The sequence below is a fragment of the Rickettsiales bacterium genome (assembly GCA_041396965.1).
Taxonomy (GTDB): domain Bacteria; phylum Pseudomonadota; class Alphaproteobacteria; order Rickettsiales; family SXRF01; genus SXRF01.
Genome location: JAWKXN010000001.1, coordinates 1,806,158 through 1,826,995, shown reverse-complemented (window position 1 = coordinate 1,826,995; position 20,838 = coordinate 1,806,158). Strand labels below are relative to the sequence as shown.

General features: G+C 41.9%; 28 protein-coding genes. 21 read left to right on the top strand and 7 right to left on the bottom strand.

The genetic code is table 11. The features are described from left to right. The first annotated feature begins 82 nt into the window (after positions 1–82). The 8 genes from R3D71_09650 (at position 83) to R3D71_09615 (ending at position 4,846) form a co-directional block, all read left to right on the top strand. A complete protein-coding gene (locus tag R3D71_09650) occupies positions 83–706 on the top strand; it encodes an AAA family ATPase (protein MEZ5691911.1) in 624 nt (207 codons plus the stop codon). Then, on the top strand, positions 669–1,685 hold the full coding sequence (locus R3D71_09645) for a hypothetical protein (protein ID MEZ5691910.1): 1,017 nt from the start codon (positions 669–671) through the stop codon (positions 1,683–1,685). Before R3D71_09650 ends, R3D71_09645 begins: the two co-directional genes overlap by 38 nt. After that, positions 1,675–2,001, top strand: a complete 327-nt coding sequence (locus tag R3D71_09640) for a type II toxin-antitoxin system Phd/YefM family antitoxin (GenBank protein MEZ5691909.1) — start codon at positions 1,675–1,677, stop codon at positions 1,999–2,001. The genes R3D71_09645 and R3D71_09640 overlap by 11 nt, the downstream gene beginning before the upstream one ends. Further along, entirely contained in the window at positions 1,991–2,317 is a 327-nt protein-coding gene (locus tag R3D71_09635) for a type II toxin-antitoxin system RelE/ParE family toxin (protein ID MEZ5691908.1), read from the top strand. Before R3D71_09640 ends, R3D71_09635 begins: the two co-directional genes overlap by 11 nt. Positions 2,318–2,320: 3 nt before the next feature. Continuing rightward, positions 2,321–2,956, top strand: coding sequence for a precorrin-8X methylmutase (locus R3D71_09630; protein ID MEZ5691907.1), 636 nt, complete (start codon positions 2,321–2,323; stop codon positions 2,954–2,956). Then, positions 2,953–3,681, top strand: coding sequence for a precorrin-2 C(20)-methyltransferase (locus R3D71_09625; GenBank protein ID MEZ5691906.1), 729 nt, complete (start codon positions 2,953–2,955; stop codon positions 3,679–3,681). Before R3D71_09630 ends, R3D71_09625 begins: the two co-directional genes overlap by 4 nt. Beyond that, the gene (gene cobJ / locus R3D71_09620; GenBank protein ID MEZ5691905.1) at positions 3,678–4,430 is read left to right on the top strand and encodes a precorrin-3B C(17)-methyltransferase; all 753 of its coding nucleotides are present in this window, start codon (positions 3,678–3,680) and stop codon (positions 4,428–4,430) included. The genes R3D71_09625 and cobJ overlap by 4 nt, the downstream gene beginning before the upstream one ends. A gap of 143 nt (positions 4,431–4,573) precedes the next feature. Next, a complete protein-coding gene (locus R3D71_09615; protein ID MEZ5691904.1) occupies positions 4,574–4,846 on the top strand; it encodes a hypothetical protein in 273 nt (90 codons plus the stop codon). Between the two features lie 35 nt (positions 4,847–4,881). Here R3D71_09615 and R3D71_09610 read toward each other — a convergent pair whose 3' ends face one another. Beyond that, positions 4,882–5,661 carry a cobalt-precorrin-6A reductase gene (locus tag R3D71_09610; protein MEZ5691903.1) on the bottom strand — a complete coding sequence of 260 codons (780 nt, stop codon included), beginning with the start codon at positions 5,659–5,661 and terminating at the stop codon, positions 4,882–4,884. 123 nt (positions 5,662–5,784) lie between these two features. On the opposite strand from R3D71_09610, the gene R3D71_09605 reads away from it, so the two are divergent. Both R3D71_09605 and R3D71_09600 read left to right on the top strand, forming a co-directional pair. After that, entirely contained in the window at positions 5,785–6,282 is a 498-nt protein-coding gene (locus R3D71_09605) for a hypothetical protein (GenBank protein ID MEZ5691902.1), read from the top strand. A gap of 5 nt (positions 6,283–6,287) precedes the next feature. Beyond that, positions 6,288–6,779: a hypothetical protein gene (locus R3D71_09600; protein ID MEZ5691901.1), complete on the top strand. Its 492-nt coding sequence runs from the start codon at positions 6,288–6,290 to the stop codon at positions 6,777–6,779. On the opposite strand, the gene R3D71_09595 is transcribed toward R3D71_09600, so the two are convergent. Together R3D71_09595 and bamE are read right to left on the bottom strand one after the other, a co-directional pair. Continuing rightward, a complete protein-coding gene (locus tag R3D71_09595) occupies positions 6,780–7,808 on the bottom strand; it encodes a hypothetical protein (GenBank protein MEZ5691900.1) in 1,029 nt (342 codons plus the stop codon). 66 nt (positions 7,809–7,874) lie between these two features. Beyond that, the gene (gene bamE, locus R3D71_09590) at positions 7,875–8,348 is read right to left on the bottom strand and encodes an outer membrane protein assembly factor BamE (protein ID MEZ5691899.1); all 474 of its coding nucleotides are present in this window, start codon (positions 8,346–8,348) and stop codon (positions 7,875–7,877) included. Between the two features lie 187 nt (positions 8,349–8,535). Between bamE and dcd the strand changes: the two genes are divergently transcribed. The 10 genes from dcd (at position 8,536) to R3D71_09540 (ending at position 16,169) form a co-directional block, all read left to right on the top strand. After that, positions 8,536–9,111 (top strand): dCTP deaminase, encoded by a 576-nt coding sequence (gene dcd, locus R3D71_09585; GenBank protein ID MEZ5691898.1) that lies wholly within the window; start codon positions 8,536–8,538, stop codon positions 9,109–9,111. A gap of 14 nt (positions 9,112–9,125) precedes the next feature. Then, positions 9,126–10,448, top strand: a complete 1,323-nt coding sequence (gene murA, locus R3D71_09580; GenBank protein MEZ5691897.1) for a UDP-N-acetylglucosamine 1-carboxyvinyltransferase — start codon at positions 9,126–9,128, stop codon at positions 10,446–10,448. Between the two features lie 85 nt (positions 10,449–10,533). Further along, the gene (hisG, locus tag R3D71_09575) at positions 10,534–11,187 is read left to right on the top strand and encodes an ATP phosphoribosyltransferase (GenBank protein ID MEZ5691896.1); all 654 of its coding nucleotides are present in this window, start codon (positions 10,534–10,536) and stop codon (positions 11,185–11,187) included. Next, positions 11,180–12,469: a histidinol dehydrogenase gene (gene hisD / locus R3D71_09570; protein ID MEZ5691895.1), complete on the top strand. Its 1,290-nt coding sequence runs from the start codon at positions 11,180–11,182 to the stop codon at positions 12,467–12,469. Before hisG ends, hisD begins: the two co-directional genes overlap by 8 nt. A 91-nt stretch (positions 12,470–12,560) precedes the next feature. Continuing rightward, positions 12,561–13,028: a UPF0262 family protein gene (locus R3D71_09565; protein ID MEZ5691894.1), complete on the top strand. Its 468-nt coding sequence runs from the start codon at positions 12,561–12,563 to the stop codon at positions 13,026–13,028. 122 nt (positions 13,029–13,150) lie between these two features. Beyond that, entirely contained in the window at positions 13,151–13,369 is a 219-nt protein-coding gene (gene infA / locus R3D71_09560; protein MEZ5691893.1) for a translation initiation factor IF-1, read from the top strand. After that, positions 13,359–13,934 (top strand): Maf family protein, encoded by a 576-nt coding sequence (locus tag R3D71_09555; GenBank protein MEZ5691892.1) that lies wholly within the window; start codon positions 13,359–13,361, stop codon positions 13,932–13,934. Before infA ends, R3D71_09555 begins: the two co-directional genes overlap by 11 nt. Beyond that, positions 13,919–15,448, top strand: a complete 1,530-nt coding sequence (locus R3D71_09550) for a YifB family Mg chelatase-like AAA ATPase (protein MEZ5691891.1) — start codon at positions 13,919–13,921, stop codon at positions 15,446–15,448. The genes R3D71_09555 and R3D71_09550 overlap by 16 nt, the downstream gene beginning before the upstream one ends. A 152-nt stretch (positions 15,449–15,600) precedes the next feature. Further along, positions 15,601–15,798: a hypothetical protein gene (locus R3D71_09545; protein MEZ5691890.1), complete on the top strand. Its 198-nt coding sequence runs from the start codon at positions 15,601–15,603 to the stop codon at positions 15,796–15,798. Between the two features lie 131 nt (positions 15,799–15,929). Continuing rightward, positions 15,930–16,169 carry a hypothetical protein gene (locus R3D71_09540; protein ID MEZ5691889.1) on the top strand — a complete coding sequence of 80 codons (240 nt, stop codon included), beginning with the start codon at positions 15,930–15,932 and terminating at the stop codon, positions 16,167–16,169. Between the two features lie 50 nt (positions 16,170–16,219). On the opposite strand, the gene thiL is transcribed toward R3D71_09540, so the two are convergent. The 4 genes from thiL to R3D71_09520 are packed head-to-tail and all read right to left on the bottom strand — an operon-like array spanning position 16,220 to position 19,484. Continuing rightward, complete coding sequence (gene thiL, locus R3D71_09535) at positions 16,220–17,275, bottom strand: thiamine-phosphate kinase (protein MEZ5691888.1); 1,056 nt, start codon at positions 17,273–17,275, stop codon at positions 16,220–16,222. 4 nt (positions 17,276–17,279) lie between these two features. Beyond that, positions 17,280–18,176: a bifunctional methylenetetrahydrofolate dehydrogenase/methenyltetrahydrofolate cyclohydrolase FolD gene (gene folD / locus R3D71_09530; protein ID MEZ5691887.1), complete on the bottom strand. Its 897-nt coding sequence runs from the start codon at positions 18,174–18,176 to the stop codon at positions 17,280–17,282. Further along, positions 18,166–18,477, bottom strand: coding sequence for a hypothetical protein (locus tag R3D71_09525; protein ID MEZ5691886.1), 312 nt, complete (start codon positions 18,475–18,477; stop codon positions 18,166–18,168). Before R3D71_09525 ends, folD begins: the two co-directional genes overlap by 11 nt. Continuing rightward, positions 18,474–19,484 (bottom strand): NAD(P)/FAD-dependent oxidoreductase, encoded by a 1,011-nt coding sequence (locus R3D71_09520; protein ID MEZ5691885.1) that lies wholly within the window; start codon positions 19,482–19,484, stop codon positions 18,474–18,476. The genes R3D71_09525 and R3D71_09520 overlap by 4 nt, the downstream gene beginning before the upstream one ends. A gap of 203 nt (positions 19,485–19,687) precedes the next feature. On the opposite strand from R3D71_09520, the gene R3D71_09515 reads away from it, so the two are divergent. Next, positions 19,688–20,815: a thiolase family protein gene (locus R3D71_09515; protein MEZ5691884.1), complete on the top strand. Its 1,128-nt coding sequence runs from the start codon at positions 19,688–19,690 to the stop codon at positions 20,813–20,815. Positions 20,816–20,838 lie beyond the last annotated feature (23 nt).

Genomic DNA, 20,838 nt, shown 5'->3' with positions numbered 1-20,838 from the left:
TCTAGACCCTAAATAAAGTTAATAATAGTTTTGATTAGTTTATTAAAATAAACTAAAATTAGCCGTTCTTAGGGAAAATGTTATGGATAATAAAGAGAAACCAGAAAGACAAATTAAGCTACTAGTTGGTACGTGTGGTGTTGGTAAAAGTCATTATGTTTGTACTCATAAGCAGGAACACAAAGGGTATGTTATTATATCGTTTGATGATATACTGGAGGGCTTGAGGAAGGATATTAGCCATGGTTCAGGTTATACACCTTCTCATGATGAGGTTTATTATAATAAACGGTATGTTATAGAATCAAGGTTTGTTGATACGCTTAAAAAAGCGATCAGGAGTGGTGATAATATTATCGTGGATACCTCTAACTATTCATCAAAATCGCGTGCGGTCATCTTGTCCATTGCCAAAGATTCTGATAAATATGATTATAAGAGTACTGCTGTCGTCATTCATCCTCCATCGGAGGAAGAACATGTCAAAAGGCTACTTTTCAGATCTATGGTTGATAAGCGTTTTGGTACAATAAATACCGTTAATTTAAGAGAAGTAGAGCCAATACAGGAGGGAGAATTTGATAACGTGGAGTATGTTGGTAGAAAGCAAAAAAATAAACTGTTTCATGAATATGAAAAGCCTGTGAGTTTGGTAGAGACAATAAGAGATGCTAAAAATCTTGGTGGAGGAGGAATCAATAAGTAGTAAGCTAGTGAAAGGTTGGTGCCCTAGTCTTGAAAAACCAATGGAATCTGGTGATGGTTTATTGGTGCGTATTCCGATTAAATTTGGTTTAGTTAGTGCGGATATTTTGGAGAAAATAGCGGATATTTCCGCAAAATATGGGAATGCTAATCTGGACTTATCAAATCGTGGAAAATTACAGATTCGTGGAGTGAGGCCAGCGACTTATGAGCCGCTCAGGGAGGAATTGGCGGGTCTGGGTTTTATAAAAGATTTCATGTTTAATATTATAGCAAGTCAGTTTGACGAAGGATCTCAAAAATTCGCTGATAAGCTATATTCTGCTCTGATAGCGGCTGATATAGCGCTACCGGATAAATTTCTGATAGTTGTTGATGGTGGCGGAGTATTCCCTCTTTCTGGTCTTGCTTGTGATTTGTATATCCCTTTTTTGCCATCTAACAAAGGAAGAGGGCAGGATGAAGGTGATATTATAGGTTCTATTCTGGAAAAATTAAACGCTATCAAAAAATGTGATAAAAAAATCGCTGCTATAAATTCTACACGAATTCCTATCGGCTTTATTTCGCTTGATGAGGAGTCTGGAGTGGTTATAGCAAGTCCTGAGTTTGGTGAGATGGAGGCATGGCAGCTAGCGGAGATTTCTGGAATCGCTGAAAAATATGGTAGTGGTGAGGTGATATTCGCGCCATTTCGTAGGGTGATTTTGCCAAATATTATGGTTAATAATTCTACTGTTGTTCTAAGTTTACTCGCTGATTTAGGGTTTATAATAAATGAAAAAGACCCTCGCTTTAATATACATGCTTGCGTGGGCTCTCCCGCTTGCTCATCGGCCCTAAGAGACACCAGAAATTTCGCGCGTAGTTGGATTAAGGATAACCCTGATAACACGAAAATAGTGCATATAACCGGATGTTCTAAAGGTTGCGCTTATCGTGGGAAAGCGGATATAACTATGGACTTGAGTGAAAAATAATATTATCATGAAATATCATGATTTGGAGAAAAATATGGTAAATCTTAATGATATTCATTCTATTACGGATTTTCAACGTAATCCAAAAGGAATTCTTAATAAGTTGAAGGAGTCTGAGAACCCTATAGTTCTTACGGTAAATGGTAAAGCCGAGCTGGTGGTTCAGGACGCACAATCTTATCAGAAATTACTTGATAAATTACAGTATGCGGAAGATTTAGAGGCAATCCGTGAGGGATTGGCACAATCTCTAAGAGGTGATGGTCGTCCAATAGAAGAGTTTTTTGCTGAATTTGACGTTAAGCATGGCATATAAAATAATTATTCAGCCACAGGCCGAAGCTGATGTTGAGTTTATTTATGGATATGTAGCCGCGTTTTCTTTAATAAGTGCTAGAAAGTGGCGCATGGGAGTTTTTTCTTCCATAGCTTCTCTTTCTGTTATGCCTAACCGTTACTCTCTTATACTAGAATCAGAAGATTTTGAATATGAAATCAGGCACTTGCTTTACGGCAGGAACACGTCCTGTTATAGAATCATTTATCATGTGGTGGAAGAAGATAAAGAAGTTCGTATCCTAACTATCAGGCACGCTTCGCGACAACCATTGGACATAGAGGATTTAGAATAACTAATGAAAAATAAATATGATTATATACGTGATGGGGCGGAGATTTATAAAAAATCTTTCTCTATGATTCGCGCGGAGGCGGAGTTTTCACGGTTTGATGCTGATGAGGAAAAAGTAGCGGTAAGAATCATTCACGCTTGTGGTATGGTGGATGTTGCTTCGGATATTTTCTTCTCGGAAAATATGGTACGTATCGCTCGCGGCGCTTTGCTCGGTGGCGCGCCGATTTTATGTGACGCTAAAATGATAGCAAGCGGGATAACCAGAAGTCGTTTGCCCGCTGGTAATGAGGTGATATGTACGCTTGCTGATGAAAGAGTTCCAGAACTCGCTAAAAAAATTGGTAATACTCGGTCGGCGGCGGCAATGGAATTATGGCGGGATAAAATGGCAGGAGCGGTAATTGCTATTGGTAACGCGCCAACATCACTGTTTTATTTGTTGGAAATGCTAGATAATGGCGCGCCAATTCCGGCGGCGGTTATTGGTATGCCGGTTGGTTTTGTCGGTGCTGCCGAATCAAAAGAGGCTCTCATGAGTGATGGAAGGATACCATACGCGGTGGTGCGTGGGCGCAGAGGTGGTAGCGCGATGACGGTTGCTGCTGTAAACGCAATAGCGCAGGAAAAAGAGATATGAAAATAGGAACTCTTTATGGTGTGGGTCTTGGCTCTGGTGACCCTGATCTGATGACGGTTAAGGCGGTGCGGGTGTTAAAAAATACCCGTATTATCGCCTATTTTTCCAAAGGTGGTAAGACTGGGCACGCTCGTACTATCATGGCGGAATATGTAACTGATAATCACGAGGAAATGCCGCTAGTTTATCCGGTAACTACTGAATATCCGGTGACGGATTCTCGTTACACACAGCTTATAGCTGATTTTTATGAGGAGTCAGCGCGAAAAATAGCGGAAAAACTTTCTTTGGGAGAGGGTGTCGCGGTACCTTGCGTAGGAGATCCATTTTTTTATGGCTCATTTATGCATCTATATAGAAGGCTTGTGGATGAGTTTCCTTGCGAGGTTATCGCTGGGGTTCCGGCTATGGCTGGTTGCTGGTCAGCGGCGGGAGTGCCGATAACGTGGGGGGATGACGTGCTTACGGTAATTCCCGCTACCCTACCAGAGGAAGAATTGCTTAGTAAGCTAAAAGTAACTGACGCGGCTGTTATCATGAAGTTAGGAAAAGGCTTCACAAAGGCGAGGCGTACGATTGAGCAAGCGGATATGTTGGAACGCGCGATTTATGTTGAGTATGGAACAATGGAAAAGCAGAGAATCATTCCGTTAAAGGATAAGAAAGATTCCAGTGCTCCTTATTTCTCAATGATAATTATATCCGGCAATGGACGGCAGATATGAGTGGATGGCTTAGAGTTGTTGGGCTCGGGGCAGGAAATGAGGAATGGCTTACTCCTGAGGCTAGTGATGTGTTGCGTCAAGCGACTGATATTGTGGGATATACTCCTTATGTCACTTTTGTGCCGGAAACGGTTACGGTGACAAGACACGCTAGTGATAATGGGGTGGAGGTGCAGCGGGCGGAATTTGCTTTAGATCTGGCGGAAAAAGGAGCGAAGGTCGCTATAGTATCCGGTGGTGACGCTGGGATATTTGGTATGGCGGCGGCGGTTTTTGAGGCGGTAGAAAAAGGTAAAGCCTCATGGCGGCAGTTAGATATAGAGGTTATTCCAGCAGTAAGCGCTATGCTTGCGGCGGCGGCTAAGATTGGCGCACCACTGGGGCATGATTTTTGTGTTATATCACTTTCAACTTATCTTAAGTCGTGGGAAATTATAGAAAAGCGCTTGCGGGCGGCAAGCGCTGGGGATTTTGTGCTAGCGATTTATAATCCGACCTCAAAACATCGTACTCAGGATTTAATAAACTCTATAAACTTATTAATTGAGTTGCGGGGCAAAGATACGATAGTGGTTATAGCGACCGATATTGGTAGAAAAGGAGAAGAAGTAGCTATTACGACTCTTGGTGAGTTGGATGTGGGGCTGGTTACTATGCGTAGCTTGTTAATAATTGGCTCAACACATACTAGGAATATTGAAAGAGAAAATAGGCAACCATTTGTTTTTACTCCAAGATTTTATAGTTGATATTAATATATTTAGCAAGTAATCCTTTTCCATGATGATTGTGTGCACTATAACACTTATGAAACAAAATTAATAAAATGCTTGAAAAATAAGTAATTTTGTGAAGAATATCTTTAATATAATTAATAAATTAAGTAAATTATATGAGAAGATATATATATCTACTATTACCATTGATGCTTAGTGGCTGTTTTGATGATGACTCAAAGCAAGCTAAGAGCTGTTTTCAGATTATTGATAGTGAACGTATGGCAGCTCCGATTATGGTGGATAGTTGTAAAGGTGAGTCATGGATGCTGATTCGTAATGTTGTACAGTATAGGACAGAGAATTTGCCGGAAGTATATAGTTATAGCTGGTATAAAATGGATAGGTATGACGACATAAGACCAGAAATGGTTAGTTCAGCGGAGTAGGTTGGGTTTTGCGCTGCGAAGCAAGCGAGATGCCTTTATTTTTGTAGGGAAAAATAAAGGCAATTTACTATATTAAGCCACTCTATAGCGTCTTTCACGTTGGTGACGTGCAGAAAGTCAGGACGGGGCGGTCTTTTAATCATTATAATTTTTATTCCAAGTTTTCTCGCGGCGGTTAGTTTAGCTTCAGTCGCTTTTCCGCCAGAGTTTTTGGTAACTAGAAAATCAATTTTGTGTTTTTTCATTATGTTAATTTCATCATCAACTGAAAAAGGTGGGCGGGCAGTGATATAAATAGAATTTTCTAAAGGCTTTTCAACGAGATCATCAATGGTGCGGATGAGGTATTGGCAATTAGTATTTTTATATTGAGCTAACTCAAGCCTGCCTACGGTAAGAAATATTTTGGGGCTTTTAGTTTTAGTCTCAAGATTTATAAATTTTACAGCTTGCGTGTGGTCATTAACCTCTAGCCAATTATCTTTTTTCTGTGGTTTCCACTCCGGTCTTAATATATAAATAAGAGGAATATCAGTAGTTTTTGCCGCTTCTAGCGCGTTAAATGGCATTTTAGCGGCGAAAGGGTGGGTAGCGCAAATAAGAGCTTTTATAGAGTTTTGTCTTATATATTCACTAAGTCCATTAACACCTCCAAAACCACCAATTCTATAGTTGTTTTCTGGTAATACAGGGTTTTTGGTGGTTCCAGCTAGTGATAAAATTGGCTGAATATCAGTATATCGCTGAATTTGCTTTAGAAGCTCACTCGCTTGCGTGCTGCCACCAAGTATCAGTATTTTATGGTTAATTTTCATTTTATGGTTATTAATTTTATCGTCATTATTTGTTAAAGCATAGGTTTAATATATTTGTCACATTAATTTATCCTCTGAAATGCTATTATTATAGCATGTAGTATCATATATTTTAGAGATTTTATGGAACATAATAATAGAAAAACACCGGAAGAAATTGATAATGAACTATCAGTTGGGAATTTCGCTAAACAACAGGCGATAACTCTGGGACTTGTTTTTGGTGGGGTCATAGCTGGTTTTGCCGCTGGCGCGGCGGTGGCGAAAGCTGGCGCTGGCAAATTTTTAGATAAAATAAAAATTTTTAAGAACGCGTCGCAAGATGAAAAAGACATAGTCGTCAAGATAGCTGGTGCTACTATGGGTGCTATGATAGGTGGTCTTGCCTCTAATTTTGAACATTGGAAAAAGGTGGAGCGTGAGCGTAAAGGGGTGGAAGAAATTAACAAAGATGTTGCCGCTATTATGGAAAAAAGAGTGGAGTTTGAGGATAGTCTTGGCAAGCAATCAGCGCATATTAAAAACTTAATAGCTGAGTATGAGAAAAACGCTGGTGGGAATATGGTAGATAAAGTTGCCGCTGAGCGTAATTCGGTGAGCCAACAGGCACGTGGGGCATAGGTTAAATGCCGGAAGATTCTAACATAGAAAACACAAAATCGCTTAAGGAGCAATATGTTCTTTATGAAAAGCGTGAAAGTCAAAAAGACAGCAAGTGGGAATTTGTTAAAGAGATTGGGGCTATCGCTCTATCCGGCGTGGTTGGCGCGGTTATTGGCGGTGCAGCTGGAAAATTCGCTGAAGTAAAAAATGTAAAAATTAAAGGTTTCCCAGTTGGAAAAGACGCGGGGGCTTGGCTTGGTGGAAAAATAGGCGCTATCTATGGAGTGTATAATCACTGGAAAAAGACTGAAGGCAAGCGTGCCGGTATTGATTCTGTAAGTAATGATCTAAATGAGACTTTATCACCGGAGCATATAAAAAAAGAGATAAATATGCAGGCAGAGATAGCAAAAGACCTTGAAAAATTAGAAAATATTAAAAAAGGTAGAGTCTCACACGCAGAAAATATTCTGGCAAGACGAGAAGCTGTGGAAAATGTCGCGGGTAGAGTTTGATTATCTAGTTCTTTGGTTTATCGCTATATTTTGGCTGTGTGTGTTCCTAAAGTTTTTTACTATATCTTCCAGTTCATCAGATAGCTTTTCTATCTCATTATTTATTTTATTCGTTGGTTGACTTGATATGTTTTTTATCGTCTGCCCAAAGAGTTTTAAGCCAAGTTTTGCTAACCCTATATTTTGTTCATGGAACCTTTTAGATTGGTTGTCATTACTAATTATAATTGATTGTTTATAATTATCCACAAGTAGCTTGGTAAGCTTCTCGCTTTGCTTTGTTAAAGTGTCAGCGACTGTTTGTAGCTCAGGTTTTTCTAATTCTGATTTTAGATCATATAATTTGTCTTTGTACAAATTGAATATCTTTTTGAATTCTGTTGCTTGTCTATCATTTTGTGTGTGTCTTTCCGGTATTTTTTCTGGATCATACCCACTGGCTACCAATATGCTCTCTATATAAGTTGCTGCCATATTGTTTCCTCCTGTTGCTTTGGTGGTAGGAGGTACTGTTTTCTTTATCCTTTCAGCGAATTGTCTGGATGTTGGCTGTCCTATGTTATGTATGTCCGCTTTATCACCATTTTGTACGGTGATTTTTTTAGCTGTTGTGGAGCTATGGTTGTTGTTTATAGGATATATAGGAAGGTCTACTTTGGCTGATGATAAATACCGGCTTACGCTGTTCATATAGGATATTTGAGCGTTAATAGCTGTTGCTATGAGTTGTTCAGGAGGTGTAAAGTTTTTGTCATGTAGTTGCTCAGACATTTTTTTAATATCAGCGGTAAGTGCTGGTAGTTGCTCTCCGGCGAGTTTGCGTCTTATATCCCATAGTTGCTGATTTATATATCGCGGTTTTTTATAAAAAATATCTGTCATATTTTCCGCCGCGTCATCGAAACTTTTTGCTGTGGATTTATGACCCATATCATTTAAGGTGCTGATTAACCCGATATGTTGTTCTCTAAATTTTGCTATACTTTCCTGAGGATCTTTTAGCGGTTTTTCTACGAATCTATCATTCATAAGCGATCTCGTTGGTTAAATTACTGTAACCAATATAGCGGTTTTTATGATGAAATCTATAAAAAATTAGTAAGGTCTACGGTTTGCATTGCGCGCGGTACCATTTGGATTGTTGAATCTTCCAAGATTACCTAGAGTTTGATCTATAAAGCTTAAAGAATGCCCTTCGGTTGGGGTGGTTCTACCTACCATTTCTATGTCTTTAGCGTTATCCTTGTTATAGAATTTTATTCCGTCAACTACGCCACTGTCATTAAAGCTTAGGCTTACAGTATCTTGCTCAACGACATCGGCTGCCATAAACGCCACCGCTTCCTTGCGAGCTGATATATAATACCATGTTTCCTTGCCAAATGTTGACTTGGCTGATGGTGAGCCGAACCTGCCGAGAACTTCATTCTTACTGGTTTCGCCAAGTTTTATCTCGTCTTTCCAGTTCTCGGATTTCACATAACCTCTATCCTCAACTTTAGGTGAGCAGGAGGAAAGGAAGATGAATCCTATAATAGCTGTAAGCTTAACTGTATGTTTTTTATTCATAAAATAGCTTTTTGTGAATATTAGGTAGCGCTAGCTTAGAACATTGTAGCGGTAAGTGCAAATGTAAGAATGGCGTAATAACGATAATTTTTAGTATGCTGGAAATTGTTTTGATTTTTTGTTCTATAGGCTATAGAACCTTACTATTATTAGTAATAAATATACGTGAAATTAAGGAGTGGGTACAATGGGGATTATGCCAGATAGCTGGATTCGGGCTCAGGCGGCGGGTGGAATGATAGAGCCGTTCGTTGAGAATTTAACACGTGAAGGGGTTATATCGTATGGTGTCTCATCGTATGGGTATGACGCTAGAGTATCTGATGAATTTAAGATTTTTACGAATATTGACTCAGCGGTGGTAGATCCTAAAGAGTTTTCCCCGAAGGGATTTGTGGATAGAAAGAGCGATGTTTGCATAATTCCACCGAATAGTTTCGCGCTGGCGCGTACGGTTGAGTATTTTAGGATACCACGTGACGTTTTGGTGGTTTGTGTGGGTAAATCAACTTACGCCCGTTGTGGGATAATAGTAAATGTAACTCCGCTTGAGCCAGAGTGGGAAGGGCATGTTACCCTAGAGTTTTCTAATACCACACCACTACCTGCCAAGATTTACGCTAATGAGGGGGCGTGTCAGTTTCTGTTCTTAAAGGGTGATTCAGTATGTGATTTGTCTTATGGTGACCGTAAGGGAAAATATCAGGGGCAAAAAGGTGTTACCTTGCCACGTATAGAAAAAATAGCCGAACAAGTGGCTTAGTTATAGGGTTTGTGATGGATAAGATAAAAGTAACCGGTGGGGTTAGGCTCAACGGAGAGATTCAGATTTCTGGCGCGAAGAACGCCGCTCTTCCGCTTATGGCGGCGAGCATTCTTACTGATGATGTTATTACCCTCTCAAATGTCCCGTATCTTGCTGATATTGTGACAATGGCAAAGCTTCTTGGTCAGCATGGTGTTGATATATCTTTCCCAGACAGTTCAGGCTCTTCTGTTGGAGATGGTGGGAAGGTAGTTTCTTTGTGCGCGAAAAATGTGAGTAACTTGACTGCTCCGTATGAGTTGGTAAGGACGATGAGAGCGTCGGTATTAGTGCTAGGACCATTGCTTGCAAGGTTCAAGGCAGCGAAGGTTTCTTTGCCGGGTGGCTGCGCTATTGGGACAAGACCGATAGATTTGCATCTTAAAGCGCTTGAGCAGATGGGAGCTGTTGTTGAGTTAAAAGATGGCTATGTTCACGCGCATACCGATGATAGACTTAAAGGCGCGGAAATAAATTTTGAGAAAGTATCAGTAGGGGCAACGGAAAATATTTTAATGGCGGCATGCCTTGCTGATGGGGTTACTATATTGCGTAACGCGGCTTGCGAGCCGGAGATTTATGATTTAGCACAGTGCCTTATAAAAATGGGAGCGATGATTGAGGGAGCTGGAACTGATACCATTAAGATTACTGGAGTAGAGAAGCTTTCCGGTTGTGAACATAGAGTTATTTTTGACCGGATTGAAGCAGGATCTTTCGCCGCCGCTGCCGCTATTACCGGAGGTAGTATTGAGCTTATTGGCGCGGATATTAACTATATGCAGGCAGTGGTAGAAAAATTTACCGATGCTGGTATTGAAATTGTAAAAACCGAGCGTGGTATTAAAGTAAATGGTAATGGTAAGATTAAATGTATTGACTTAATGACTCAGCCATACCCTAGTTTTCCAACTGACATGCAGGCACAGATGATGGCGCTTTTATGTGTGGCGGATGGAGCGTCAATGATTACGGAGACTATTTTTGAGAATCGTTATATGCATGTTCCCGAACTTATTAGAATGGGAGCAAAGATAGTGGTGCATGGCGCAAGCGCGATGATTCGTGGAGTAGATGAATTGAGAGGAGCAGAGGTTATGGCGACCGACTTGCGGGCTTCTATATCGCTGGTGATCGCCGCACTTGCCGCGAAAGGTGAGACGGTTATTCATAGAGTTTATCATTTGGATCGTGGCTATGAGAGGCTGGAAGAAAAATTATCAGCGTGTGGCGCAAAGATTGAGCGGATAAGCGATCGCTCCGGTAGTAAGAATATTATCTCAGAAGCGGCGTAGCTATAGTATTACTTATTTTGGATAATTTTTGTATATAGCGTAGTATCTGCATAATATAAATTACAAGTGGTTATAGGCGGAGTGTATGACATCAAAAATAGTAATAGCTATCGCTAAGGGGCGCATTCAAGAGGAAGCGGTACCATTGCTTAGAAGTGCTGGTATTTTTCCTGAGGAGTCGTTTTTTGATGAGAATACTAGGCAATTACAGTTCTCCTGTAAGGATTCTAATATATCAATTATAAGAGTTAGAAGTTTTGACGTTCCTACTTTCGTTGCTTTCGGCGGAGCGCATTTAGGAATAGCCGGTAGTGATGTGTTGATGGAATTTGATTATGGTGATATTTATACTCCGCTTAATCTTGATATAGGTCATTGCCGTCTGTCGGTGGCGACTGCTTTTAATAGTGAGTATATTGATCTCGCGCGGGTAAGTCACATTAGGGTAGCGACAAAATATCCAAGACTTACCAGTGATTATTTCGCTGGGAAGGGTATCCAAGCCGAATGTATAAAACTTAGTGGAGCTATGGAGTTGGCTCCTGCTCTTGGACTATCGCCTTATATAGTTGATTTGGTAAGCTCAGGAAAAACACTTGCCGCTAATGACTTAAAAGAAGTTGAGAAGATAATGGATGTGTCTTCCCGATTGATAGTAAATCGTACCGCTTTCAAAACAAAAACTAGTGAGATTAGTGAATTAATTGAAAACTTCCGTAAGGCGGTGGAGTATGATTAGGCTCTACGCTTCTGGTGGTGACTTCAAGCGGAAAATGACAGAAGTTTTTTCCGCACGTATGTCTGGTGATGGTGATGTAAGCTCGGTAGTATCTAGTATTATTGATAAAGTAAGGTCTCAGGGAGATAAAGCTTTATTCGCCTATACTAAGGAGTTTGATAGCTTTGATGTCACGGTGGAAAATATTAGAGTAACCGAAAAAGAAAAGGCTGATGCTATAGCTCTTTGTTCGCCGGAGCTTATGAAGTCGCTGAAGATGGCGGCAGCTAGGATAGCCGACTACAGCAAGCGGCAAATGCCAGAAAATTTGGATTATGTTGATGATGTTGGAGTAAGGCTTGGTCATCGCTGGATTCCTCTTGATAGTGCGGGTCTTTATGTTCCTGGTGGTCTTGCCTCTTATCCTAGCTCGGTATTAATGAATGCTGTTATAGCAAAAGTAGCTGGTGTTAAAAGGTTGGTCGCTGTTGTTCCAGCTCCACAGGGGAAATTAAATCCAGCGGTGCTTGCCGCCGCTCATGTCGCTGGTATTGATGAGATATATAAGGTTGGTGGCGCGCAGGCGGTTGCCGCTCTTGCTTACGGCACTGATATTATAAAAGCGGTTGATAAGATAGTAGGACCAGGAAACGCTTATGTAGCGGAAGCTAAGCGACAGGTTTTCGGCAAGGTTGGAATTGATATGATAGCTGGACCTTCAGAGATATTGGTTATAGCTGATGATGATAATAATCCTAAATGGGTGGCGGCAGATCTTTTATCACAGGCGGAGCATGACGCAATGGCGCAAGCGGTGCTTATAACTGATAATGAGGAATTCGCTGATAAAGTGATTACGAATGTGGAAAGTATTTTGCAAGATTTGCCACGTCGTGACATAGCGGGAAAATCGTGGGTTGAGCATGGGGTGGTGATTATTGTAGATGACATTCGGCAGGCGGCTGATATAAGTAATGAGATAGCTCCTGAGCATTTGGAGCTTATGATTAGGAATCCTGATGAGTTGTTGCCGCTACTGCGGCATGCTGGCGCGATATTTCTTGGTAGTCACACGCCAGAAGCGATAGGTGATTATATAGCCGGACCTTCGCATGTTCTGCCAACTTCTGGCACGGCTCGTTTTTCATCTGGTCTTAGTGTGTTTGATTTCCTAAAACGTAGTTCAATAATTGGTTGCTCTGAGGATGCTTTTAAGAAATTAAGTCATTATACCTCTACCCTTGCTGACGCGGAAGGGCTCGCCGCTCACAGTTTGTCAGTAAATATGCGTAACTATGATTAACATATTTTGGACTATATTTGTACTGATAATCGGATGAATTCTGTATTTCGTTAATTTATTAATAACTATCACCGTTATAATATATAATGTTATGAAACCAGAAAGAATAGCAAATATTACGCTTGATGAAAGCAGCATGAAGAAACGTTCAAAAGAAGCGGAAAATGAGCGTGATCTAGCTATTTCCGATATTTTGGATGAAAATTGTTTTGAACCACGCTGTATGAAAAGTGGTCCGTATGATGTTCATCTGTCAATTGAGGAAGGTAAGCTGGTGCTTGGAGTTTATTCTCCGGCGGAAGGGAAAGACGCTAAGGTTATATTGTCGGTTGCTCCTCTTAGAGGGATTATTCGTGACTATTTTATGATTTTTGAGAGCTATCAGGCGGCTATATCATCAGGTAACCCCAGTAAGATAGAGGCAATTGATATGGGTAGGCGTGGTATCCATAATGAAGGATCTGAGAGATTACAGGATATATTAAGAGATAGGATAGTGGTTGATATGCCAACCGCTAGAAGATTATTTACACTTATTTGTGTTTTGCATATAAGGTAGAGTGGTTTTTAGTTGTAGGTCGCCAAGTTTCAGGAATTAGTAAATTATATTGACTACATGGCAACTACTAATTACTAATTACCAATTACTAACTACTAAATACTAACTACCAGAAAGATTTTATGTCTAAGGAAGAATTATTAGAATTTTCGGGCAAGGTAACGGAGTTATTGCCAAATGCCACTTTTCGTGTTGAGTTGGAAAATGGGCATATGGTGATTGCTCATACCTCTGGTAAAATGCGCAAAAACCGTATACGTGTGCTTGCCGGTGATAAGGTGGTGGTGGAGATGACCCCTTATGATCTGACTAAAGGACGCATTAAATTCCGTGAGAAATAGATTTATACTTGCGTCAGCCTCGCCACGTCGTTTGCAATTGCTTAAGCAAATAGGAATATCGCCTGATGAGGTTATCGCCGCTAATATTGATGAGTCTGTGAGAAAACAAGAAATACCGGAAGTCTATGTCTTGCGGATGGCTATGGAAAAAGCAAGGGCGATAGTATCTGATTATCCTAAAAGTTTAGTTCTGGCGGCTGATACTATAGTGGTTTGTGGTAGACGTATTTTAGGTAAGGCTGATGATGAGAAGGAAGCGGAAAAATATTTACGCTTACTTTCTGGGTGCAGGCATCGGGTTTATAGTTCGGTATGTATTATAAATAATGGCAAAGAACATACTGTTACGGTGGTAAGCAGGGTAAAAATGGCACGGTTGCATGATAAAGATATATCGGCTTATATAAAAACAGGGAATTGGCAGGGGAAGGCGGGAGCCTACGCTATTCAAGAGGGCGCGGAGGAGTTTATCACATGGATTAACGGCTCTTACTCAAATATTGTGGGTTTGCCGTTATATGAAACGTCACGTTTGCTAAAGAGGGCTCAATGGTCGCGCGCGTAACAACGGTTGCTTTTGAGGGAATAGAAGCACGCACAGTTGATGTGCAGGTTCAACTATCATCAGGGATACCGGTTTTTACTATTGTTGGCTTGCCGGACAAGGCGGTCGCTGAGTCCCGTGAGCGAGTGCGGGCAGCGATACATTCTCTGGGGCTTGCTCTGCCTGCTAAAAGGATAGTGGTAAATCTCGCACCGGCGGATATTCTTAAAGAAGGAAGCCATTTTGATTTGCCGATAGCCATCGGGATTTTGGTTAGTATGGGAGTGCTCGCTGAAGATGAGATAGACTCTTATCTGGCGCTTGGCGAGTTGGCGCTTGATGCTAGTTTGCTTCCAGTATCCGGCGTTCTTCCGGCGGCGATGCTGGCTTTGGAAAAAGACAAAGGACTTATTTGTCCAAAAGAATGTGGGAGTGAGGCGGTATGGTCTGGGATTGGCGATATTTTAGCTCCATCTTCGCTGCTTGCGCTTATTAATCATTTTAAGGGTACGCAGGTTCTAACTATGCCAGAGCGAGGTGTTGCCGCGACTTCCGTATTTGGTATTGATATGGCGGAGGTAAGGGGACAGTATAGCGCGAGAAGAGCGCTTGAAGTAGCCGCTGCTGGTGGTCATAACATGCTGATGATCGGCGCGCCGGGGGCTGGTAAATCTATGCTAGCGTCTTGTTTGCCGAGTATTTTGCCGCTGATGGACTCGCAGGAAATTTTAGAAGTAAGTATGATAAATAGTATAGCTGGAAAGCTTGCTGGTGGTAATTTATCACGTTTACGACCATTTCGGGATCCGCACCACTCCGCGTCTCCGGCGGCGATGGTTGGCGGTGGTAAACGGGCGCTTCCCGGTGAGATTTCTCTTGCTCATAATGGAGTGCTGTTTTTGGATGAATTACCGGAATTTCCTCGTGCTGTGCTGGAGTCGTTACGTCAGCCACTGGAAACTGGGACTGTGTCGGTAGCAAGAGCACAGGCGCATGTTACCTATCCCGCGCGTTTTCAGTTAATAGCGGCGATGAATCCCTGTCGTTGCGGTTATCTTGGCGATGAGAGCAGGGCGTGTAATAAAGCGCCACGTTGTGCCGCTGATTATCAGGGGAAAATATCAGGACCATTGCTTGACCGGTTTGATATGGTAATTGAGGTGCCAGAGGTATCCACTCTTGATATGCTAAATACCAGCGGTGGGGAGTCTAGCGCAATTGTGGCAAAAAGAATATCGGAAGCACGGGAGCTACAGAAAATACGTTTTCGTGATGTAAAAATTTTGCGACGCACAAATTCTGATTTGAGTGGTGATATGTTAAGGGAATTGGTGATTACTGACGAAAAAGCCGAGTGTATATTAAAGCAATCGGTTGAGAAGCTGCGCCTATCAATGCGTGGTTATAGTCGGGTGTTAAGAGTGGCAAGAACCATAGCTGATCTTGAAAAAAGCGAGATTGTAAGGCAAAACCATGTGGCTGAGGCTGTCTCATACCGTCAGATGTGGTTTGGTAGGCAGGTGGAGTTTTCCTAATATAGTGAGAAAATTCTATATTTTCCATATTACAGTATTATAGATATTGTTAATATGTAACATAAATGTCATATAATAGTTGTTTTTTCTATGGATTTAGTTGTGCTATGATGGGTCACAGCTCAATTTGTTGATTTTTAGGAGAAGAAGTAGTGAGTGATAGACCAGTAGAAGAAAATCTCTCGGGGGCAATACAGGTCAAGCCGGTATTGTCTAATGATAGACCAGATATTGATCTGCCTGTAGAGCAAATTCAGGATAAGGTCAAGCAACAGGTTCAAGACTTGAATAATGCGACCAGAGGATTCAATAGGATTCCTGGCTTTAATTTTTTGTCATTAGGTCATTAGATGGTCTATCTATTTCTGGAATTGAGGCAGATAAATTAAAGAATGTTCTAGAAAAAGATTACTCTGGCAAAAAAGAGCATCAGTTAGAGCTATCGTATAACGATTATAATAATAAGAAAGAGATTAGTACATTGGACGTACTGACGGGTAATAATAAAAATGCTCCTTTCTTAAAAATTCCCGTTACTCCTGATAATATAGATAAAGTGATAGGCGCTATTAATGAAGCTAGAAAATTAGGCATAGAGTATGTGGATGAAGGACGTGATAAGGACAGCACGTTTAGGGCAATATCTTCGAAACTTTTAGAATTGCTACCGCCAGACGCGACTCCTCCAGTGGAGAATGGTAAGCCACAGCAAGGTCGGTAGGGGAGGCTAGGTAAGTGTCGCTGTGCTGGTAATTTAGCGGTGTTGTTCGGCTAAAAATGCGTAAATCCTTTCTTGTGTAATTCTATAATATTATTATTTTCATCAAGTATTTTTACTTTGTTTTCATCGGTTGTTTTCCCGATATTGGTGATTTGTAGTGAAAGTTTTTTTGATAATTCTTCGATAATATTTTTTTTATCAGGTGGAGCGGTAAATAGTAGCTCATAATCGTCGCCGCCACTTATGGTGGTTTGTATATCCGCTCCTGAGTTTGGTATTTTATCCGCATGTATAATAGCTCCAACACCAGATGCTGAGCAGATATGTCCTATATCCTGCGCCAGCCCGTCGGAAATATCCATCGCGCTGGTTGCGATGTCTCGTAACGCTATTCCTAACTCTAGGCGTGGTTGGGGGATTAGATAACGATTGATGAGGTTTTTTTCTTTTATGATTGCCTCCGGTATTTTCTCCTGAAAATCCCATGAGGCATAGCTCAGGACTGACTCGGTCTGCTGACCTCGTTTCGCAAAATCTTTTGACTGTTCTTGGTGTGATAAAAGCAACTCCAGCCCCAGCGCGCTATCACCCAATGTTCCTGATACATAAATATCATCTCCTACTTTAGCGCCATCGCGCCTGAGGGCTTTTCCATTCGGAACAGCTCCGATAGCGGTAATGGATATAGTAAGGTTTCCCTCAGTTGACGTGGTGTCTCCGCCTGCTAGTGAAATATTGAACTTTTCTTGCGTATCTTTTAGCCCTTCCGTGAATTTCTCAATCCAGTAATATGTTCCCTCTCCCTCTGGGAGAGGGCTAGGGTGAGGGAAATCTCTGGGTAACATCAGGGCAAGAAAATAGCAAAATGGTGTCGCTCCCATTGCCGCTAGGTCTGACAAATTAACCCTAAGGGCTTTACCGGCGATAAGTTCAGGTGGTTCGTTTCCAATAAAATGTATACCCTGAGTAATAGCGTCTTTGGTTATAACTAGTTCACAATTTTCAGGTGGCGAGATTATCGCCGCGTCATCGGATAAAGCAAGGCTTCCGATAAATTTAGTGGCAAGCGGTTTGAAATATTTAGAGATGATAGAAAACTCATCCATACCCTCACCCTAGCCCTCTCCCAGAGGGAGAGGGAATAGAAAGTTGCTTTACACAAGCCCGATAAGTATTCTCCAGCAAGCAGGCGATGGTCATGGGACCAACGCCACCTGGTACAGGGGTTATAGCGGAAGCGATACCCTGACAGCTTGCGAAATCAACGTCACCAACCAGCTTGGTTTTACCATTTTCTAAGGTGATTCGGTTAATCCCGACATCAATAATCACCGCCCCTTGTTTAAGCCACTGTCCTTTTACCATGTTTGGGCGACCAACGGCGGCGACCACAATATCGGTGTTTTTAAGCAGGGCGGGTAAATCTTTGGTCTTTGAGTGGGCAATGGTTACTGTGCAGCTCTCTTTAAGCAGTAAATTCGCCATTGGTTTGCCGACAATGTTAGAGCGCCCGATTACTACCGCGTTTTTGCCGGATAAATCTCCTAAAAAATCCTTAAGTAACATCAAGCAACCTAGTGGTGTGCATGGGACAAAGCCTTCACTGCCAGTCGCTAGTTTGCCAACATTTAGGATATTAAAACCATCAACATCTTTTTGTGGTGAAATGGCGTTTATTACCGCTTCCTCATTTATATGTTTCGGTAGTGGAAGCTGCACCAATATTCCATGAACTTCAGGATTATTATTAAGCTCATCAATTTTTTTAAGTAACTCCGCTTCGCTGGTGGTTTCTGGCAGTTGATATTCAAATGACCGCATGCCTGCTTCTATCGTTTGCTTACCTTTATTGCGGACATAAACCTCGCTGGCGGGATCATTTCCCACCAATAGCACTGCCAGACCAGCGGTGCTACCTGTTTCCGCTTTTAGTTTTTCTACACGTTTTTTGATGTCACTACGTAATTTCTCGGCAAAAGCTTTACCATCAATTATCTTAGTTTCCATTATTTTCACCTGTATTTGTATTTTTTGTTGGTTGTGCTTTTTCTTTTAGGCATTTCGCTAACTCATCGGTTTTTGTCCATCCGCATTTGCCATCACTCTGTTTTTCACAAGCCGCTGTGTTGTAACAAGTGTATTCTTCTTTCCATTCGCAGGTTCCTACCAGCATTTCGCCACTAGCTTCTAGACATAATTGACCGCTACAGCCACCGGCAACACATTCTTTCCGCGCCGCATATGAATTATGGTAAGGAAATATTGTTAGGAATGTAGATATAGTCGCTAAAAATAACATTGATTTCATGATGTTGGCACTCCGCTAGTGGTTGAGTATTCAAAATGTAATATCTCATCTGGATAAATTAAAGCACGGGCGGCGTGAACTGCTTGCGCGGCTTCGGCGAAACCGGAGAGGATAAGTTTTAGTTTTCCTTCATAAGTGGCTATGTCACCAATAGCGAAAATTCCCTGTTCAGAGGTTTCCATATGGGGAAGGGTGACTTTTATATGTTTGTTCTCAATATTAAGTCCCCAGTTTGCTATCGCGCCAAGTTCCATAGAAAGCCCGAAGAATGGTAGTAAAATATCCGCTTCTAAAGCTCGTTTTTCTCCCTCTAATGTGGATACGATTACCGATGAGAGCTTTCCTTCATTTCCTTCCAGAGAGTCTAGCTGGTATGGCACGACCATTTCTATTTTTCCACTATCCGCTAATTGTTTTAATTTATCGGCGGATTCAGGAGCGCAGCGGAATTTTGCTCTGCGATGCACTATGTAAAGTTTTTCGGTAAGCTCGGATAGGGAAATCGCCCAATCCACCGCGCTGTCACCACCACCAGCGATAACCACTTTTTTATCTCGGAAGTCCTCGCGTTTTTTTACCAGATAAAATACGCTATTTCCCTCATATTCCTCAATGTTGGCAAGTGGTGGGCGGTTAGGACCAAATGCTCCACAACCGGCGGCTATTATTATTGCCTTACAATTTATCGTGGTATTTTTTGAGGTGACAATGCTCCAGCCATTCCCTGTTTTTTGCACTTTGTCTACGGTTTGTCCCAAATGGTAAACCGGATTAAAAGGGGCGGCTTGCGCTTGTAATTTATCAATTAGCTCCTGAGCTAGAATGGTAGGGTGAGCGGGTATATCATAAATCGGTTTTTCAGGATAAAGCGCGCTACATTGCCCGCCAGCGATATCAAGAGCGTCTACCACATGGCAGCGTAGCTTGAGCATTCCTGCCTCAAATATGGCGAAAAGCCCGACTGGTCCCGCGCCAATGATTACTATGTCTGTCTCAAAATTTTGCATAAAATATTCCTCGTTTCCTGCTTTTTAGCAATAAACTAAGGAAAAAGTAAGATTTTTTTGTTATTATAACCATTGATTTAAGTTTTTTCCGTCGTCAGGCTTCGGCTTATGTACTAAAATGTACACTTCTCCTTGCCTTCCTAGGAAAATTCCTTTCTCAATGTTTATAAACCCTACTTTGCTTTAGGTGATAGGAGGAACTTATGACCATCCCAGCCGTAATCTGCGCATATGCCCGTTCGCCATTTACTCCAGCTCATAAGGGAGAGTTGGCACGTAGTCGTCCTGATGATATTTTAGCGCAAGTGATAAAGGGATTACTTGCGAAAGTGAGCGTAAATTCGGCGGATATTGAGGATGTGCTGGTTGGTTGCGCTTTTCCTGAAGGTGAGCAGGGTATGAATATTGGACGGATGGTCGCTCTTATGGCAGGACTTCCGGTGAGCGTAAGCGGGGCTACGGTTAATCGCTTTTGTGGCTCTTCTATGGAAACTATCCATATGGCGGCGGGGAAAATAGCTTGTGGGGCAGGTGAGGTGTTTATAGCCGCTGGTGTTGAGTCTATGTCACGAGTGCCGATGGGTGGTTTTAATCCTCTGCCGAATCCGGCTTTATACAAGGAAATGCCACAGGCTTATATGTCTATGGGGCTTACCGCTGAACAGGTTTGCGTAAAGCTTTCTATACCACGTTCTAGGCAGGAGGAGTTTGCGGTTAAAAGTCATCAAAAGGCGGCAGGCGCTGATTTTTCCGGTGAGATAGTGCCGATTGAAACTAAGGCGGGAAATGTAAATAAGGACGGTTGTATCCGCCCAGAAACCACAGCGGAAAAAATGGCGGAGTTAAAACCGGCATTTGACGCGGGCGGAACTGTCACAGCCGCTACTTCCTCACCAATTACTGATGGCGCGGCGGCGGTGCTGGTATGTAGTGAGGATTACGCTAAAAAGCACAAACTACCGATTCTCGCGCGGATAAAAAGTTTCGCGACTTCTGGTATTGAGCCGGAAATTATGGGGTTAGGACCGGTAGAGGCGACCAATAAGGCTTTGAAAAGAGCAGGTCTTAGTATCACTGATATTGACATTATTGAGCTTAACGAGGCTTTTTCCGTGCAGGCATTGGGGGTTATCCAAGAATTGGGGATAGATGAAAATAAGGTCAATTTGGATGGTGGGGCGATAGCGTTAGGACATCCGCTTGGCGCGTCGGGCGCTCGTATTACCGGAAAAGCCGCGCAACTACTTGTAAAACATGGTAAAAAATACGCGCTTGCCACCCAGTGTATAGGCGGTGGGCAGGGGATTGCGACAATAATTGAGTCCGTGTAAGTATTAACTTTCAATAATATTTT

Excerpts from the sequence above, each read along its gene's own strand:
- R3D71_09650 (MEZ5691911.1), top strand. The coding sequence starts at position 83 with ATGGATAATAAAGAGAAACCAGAAAGACAAATTAAGCTACTAGTTGGT.
- R3D71_09645 (MEZ5691910.1), top strand. The coding sequence starts at position 669 with ATGCTAAAAATCTTGGTGGAGGAGGAATCAATAAGTAGTAAGCTAGTG.
- R3D71_09635 (MEZ5691908.1), top strand. The coding sequence starts at position 1,991 with ATGGCATATAAAATAATTATTCAGCCACAGGCCGAAGCTGATGTTGAG.
- R3D71_09630 (MEZ5691907.1), top strand. The coding sequence starts at position 2,321 with ATGAAAAATAAATATGATTATATACGTGATGGGGCGGAGATTTATAAA.
- R3D71_09625 (MEZ5691906.1), top strand. The coding sequence starts at position 2,953 with ATGAAAATAGGAACTCTTTATGGTGTGGGTCTTGGCTCTGGTGACCCT.
- cobJ (MEZ5691905.1), top strand. The coding sequence starts at position 3,678 with ATGAGTGGATGGCTTAGAGTTGTTGGGCTCGGGGCAGGAAATGAGGAA.
- R3D71_09615 (MEZ5691904.1), top strand. The coding sequence starts at position 4,574 with ATGAGAAGATATATATATCTACTATTACCATTGATGCTTAGTGGCTGT.
- R3D71_09610 (MEZ5691903.1), bottom strand. The coding sequence starts at position 5,661 with ATGAAAATTAACCATAAAATACTGATACTTGGTGGCAGCACGCAAGCG.
- R3D71_09605 (MEZ5691902.1), top strand. The coding sequence starts at position 5,785 with ATGGAACATAATAATAGAAAAACACCGGAAGAAATTGATAATGAACTA.
- R3D71_09600 (MEZ5691901.1), top strand. The coding sequence starts at position 6,288 with ATGCCGGAAGATTCTAACATAGAAAACACAAAATCGCTTAAGGAGCAA.
- R3D71_09595 (MEZ5691900.1), bottom strand. The coding sequence starts at position 7,808 with ATGAATGATAGATTCGTAGAAAAACCGCTAAAAGATCCTCAGGAAAGT.
- bamE (MEZ5691899.1), bottom strand. The coding sequence starts at position 8,348 with ATGAATAAAAAACATACAGTTAAGCTTACAGCTATTATAGGATTCATC.
- dcd (MEZ5691898.1), top strand. The coding sequence starts at position 8,536 with ATGGGGATTATGCCAGATAGCTGGATTCGGGCTCAGGCGGCGGGTGGA.
- murA (MEZ5691897.1), top strand. The coding sequence starts at position 9,126 with ATGGATAAGATAAAAGTAACCGGTGGGGTTAGGCTCAACGGAGAGATT.
- hisG (MEZ5691896.1), top strand. The coding sequence starts at position 10,534 with ATGACATCAAAAATAGTAATAGCTATCGCTAAGGGGCGCATTCAAGAG.
- hisD (MEZ5691895.1), top strand. The coding sequence starts at position 11,180 with ATGATTAGGCTCTACGCTTCTGGTGGTGACTTCAAGCGGAAAATGACA.
- R3D71_09565 (MEZ5691894.1), top strand. The coding sequence starts at position 12,561 with ATGAAACCAGAAAGAATAGCAAATATTACGCTTGATGAAAGCAGCATG.
- infA (MEZ5691893.1), top strand. The coding sequence starts at position 13,151 with ATGTCTAAGGAAGAATTATTAGAATTTTCGGGCAAGGTAACGGAGTTA.
- R3D71_09550 (MEZ5691891.1), top strand. The coding sequence starts at position 13,919 with ATGGTCGCGCGCGTAACAACGGTTGCTTTTGAGGGAATAGAAGCACGC.
- thiL (MEZ5691888.1), bottom strand. The coding sequence starts at position 17,275 with ATGGATGAGTTTTCTATCATCTCTAAATATTTCAAACCGCTTGCCACT.
- folD (MEZ5691887.1), bottom strand. The coding sequence starts at position 18,176 with ATGGAAACTAAGATAATTGATGGTAAAGCTTTTGCCGAGAAATTACGT.
- R3D71_09525 (MEZ5691886.1), bottom strand. The coding sequence starts at position 18,477 with ATGAAATCAATGTTATTTTTAGCGACTATATCTACATTCCTAACAATA.
- R3D71_09520 (MEZ5691885.1), bottom strand. The coding sequence starts at position 19,484 with ATGCAAAATTTTGAGACAGACATAGTAATCATTGGCGCGGGACCAGTC.
- R3D71_09515 (MEZ5691884.1), top strand. The coding sequence starts at position 19,688 with ATGACCATCCCAGCCGTAATCTGCGCATATGCCCGTTCGCCATTTACT.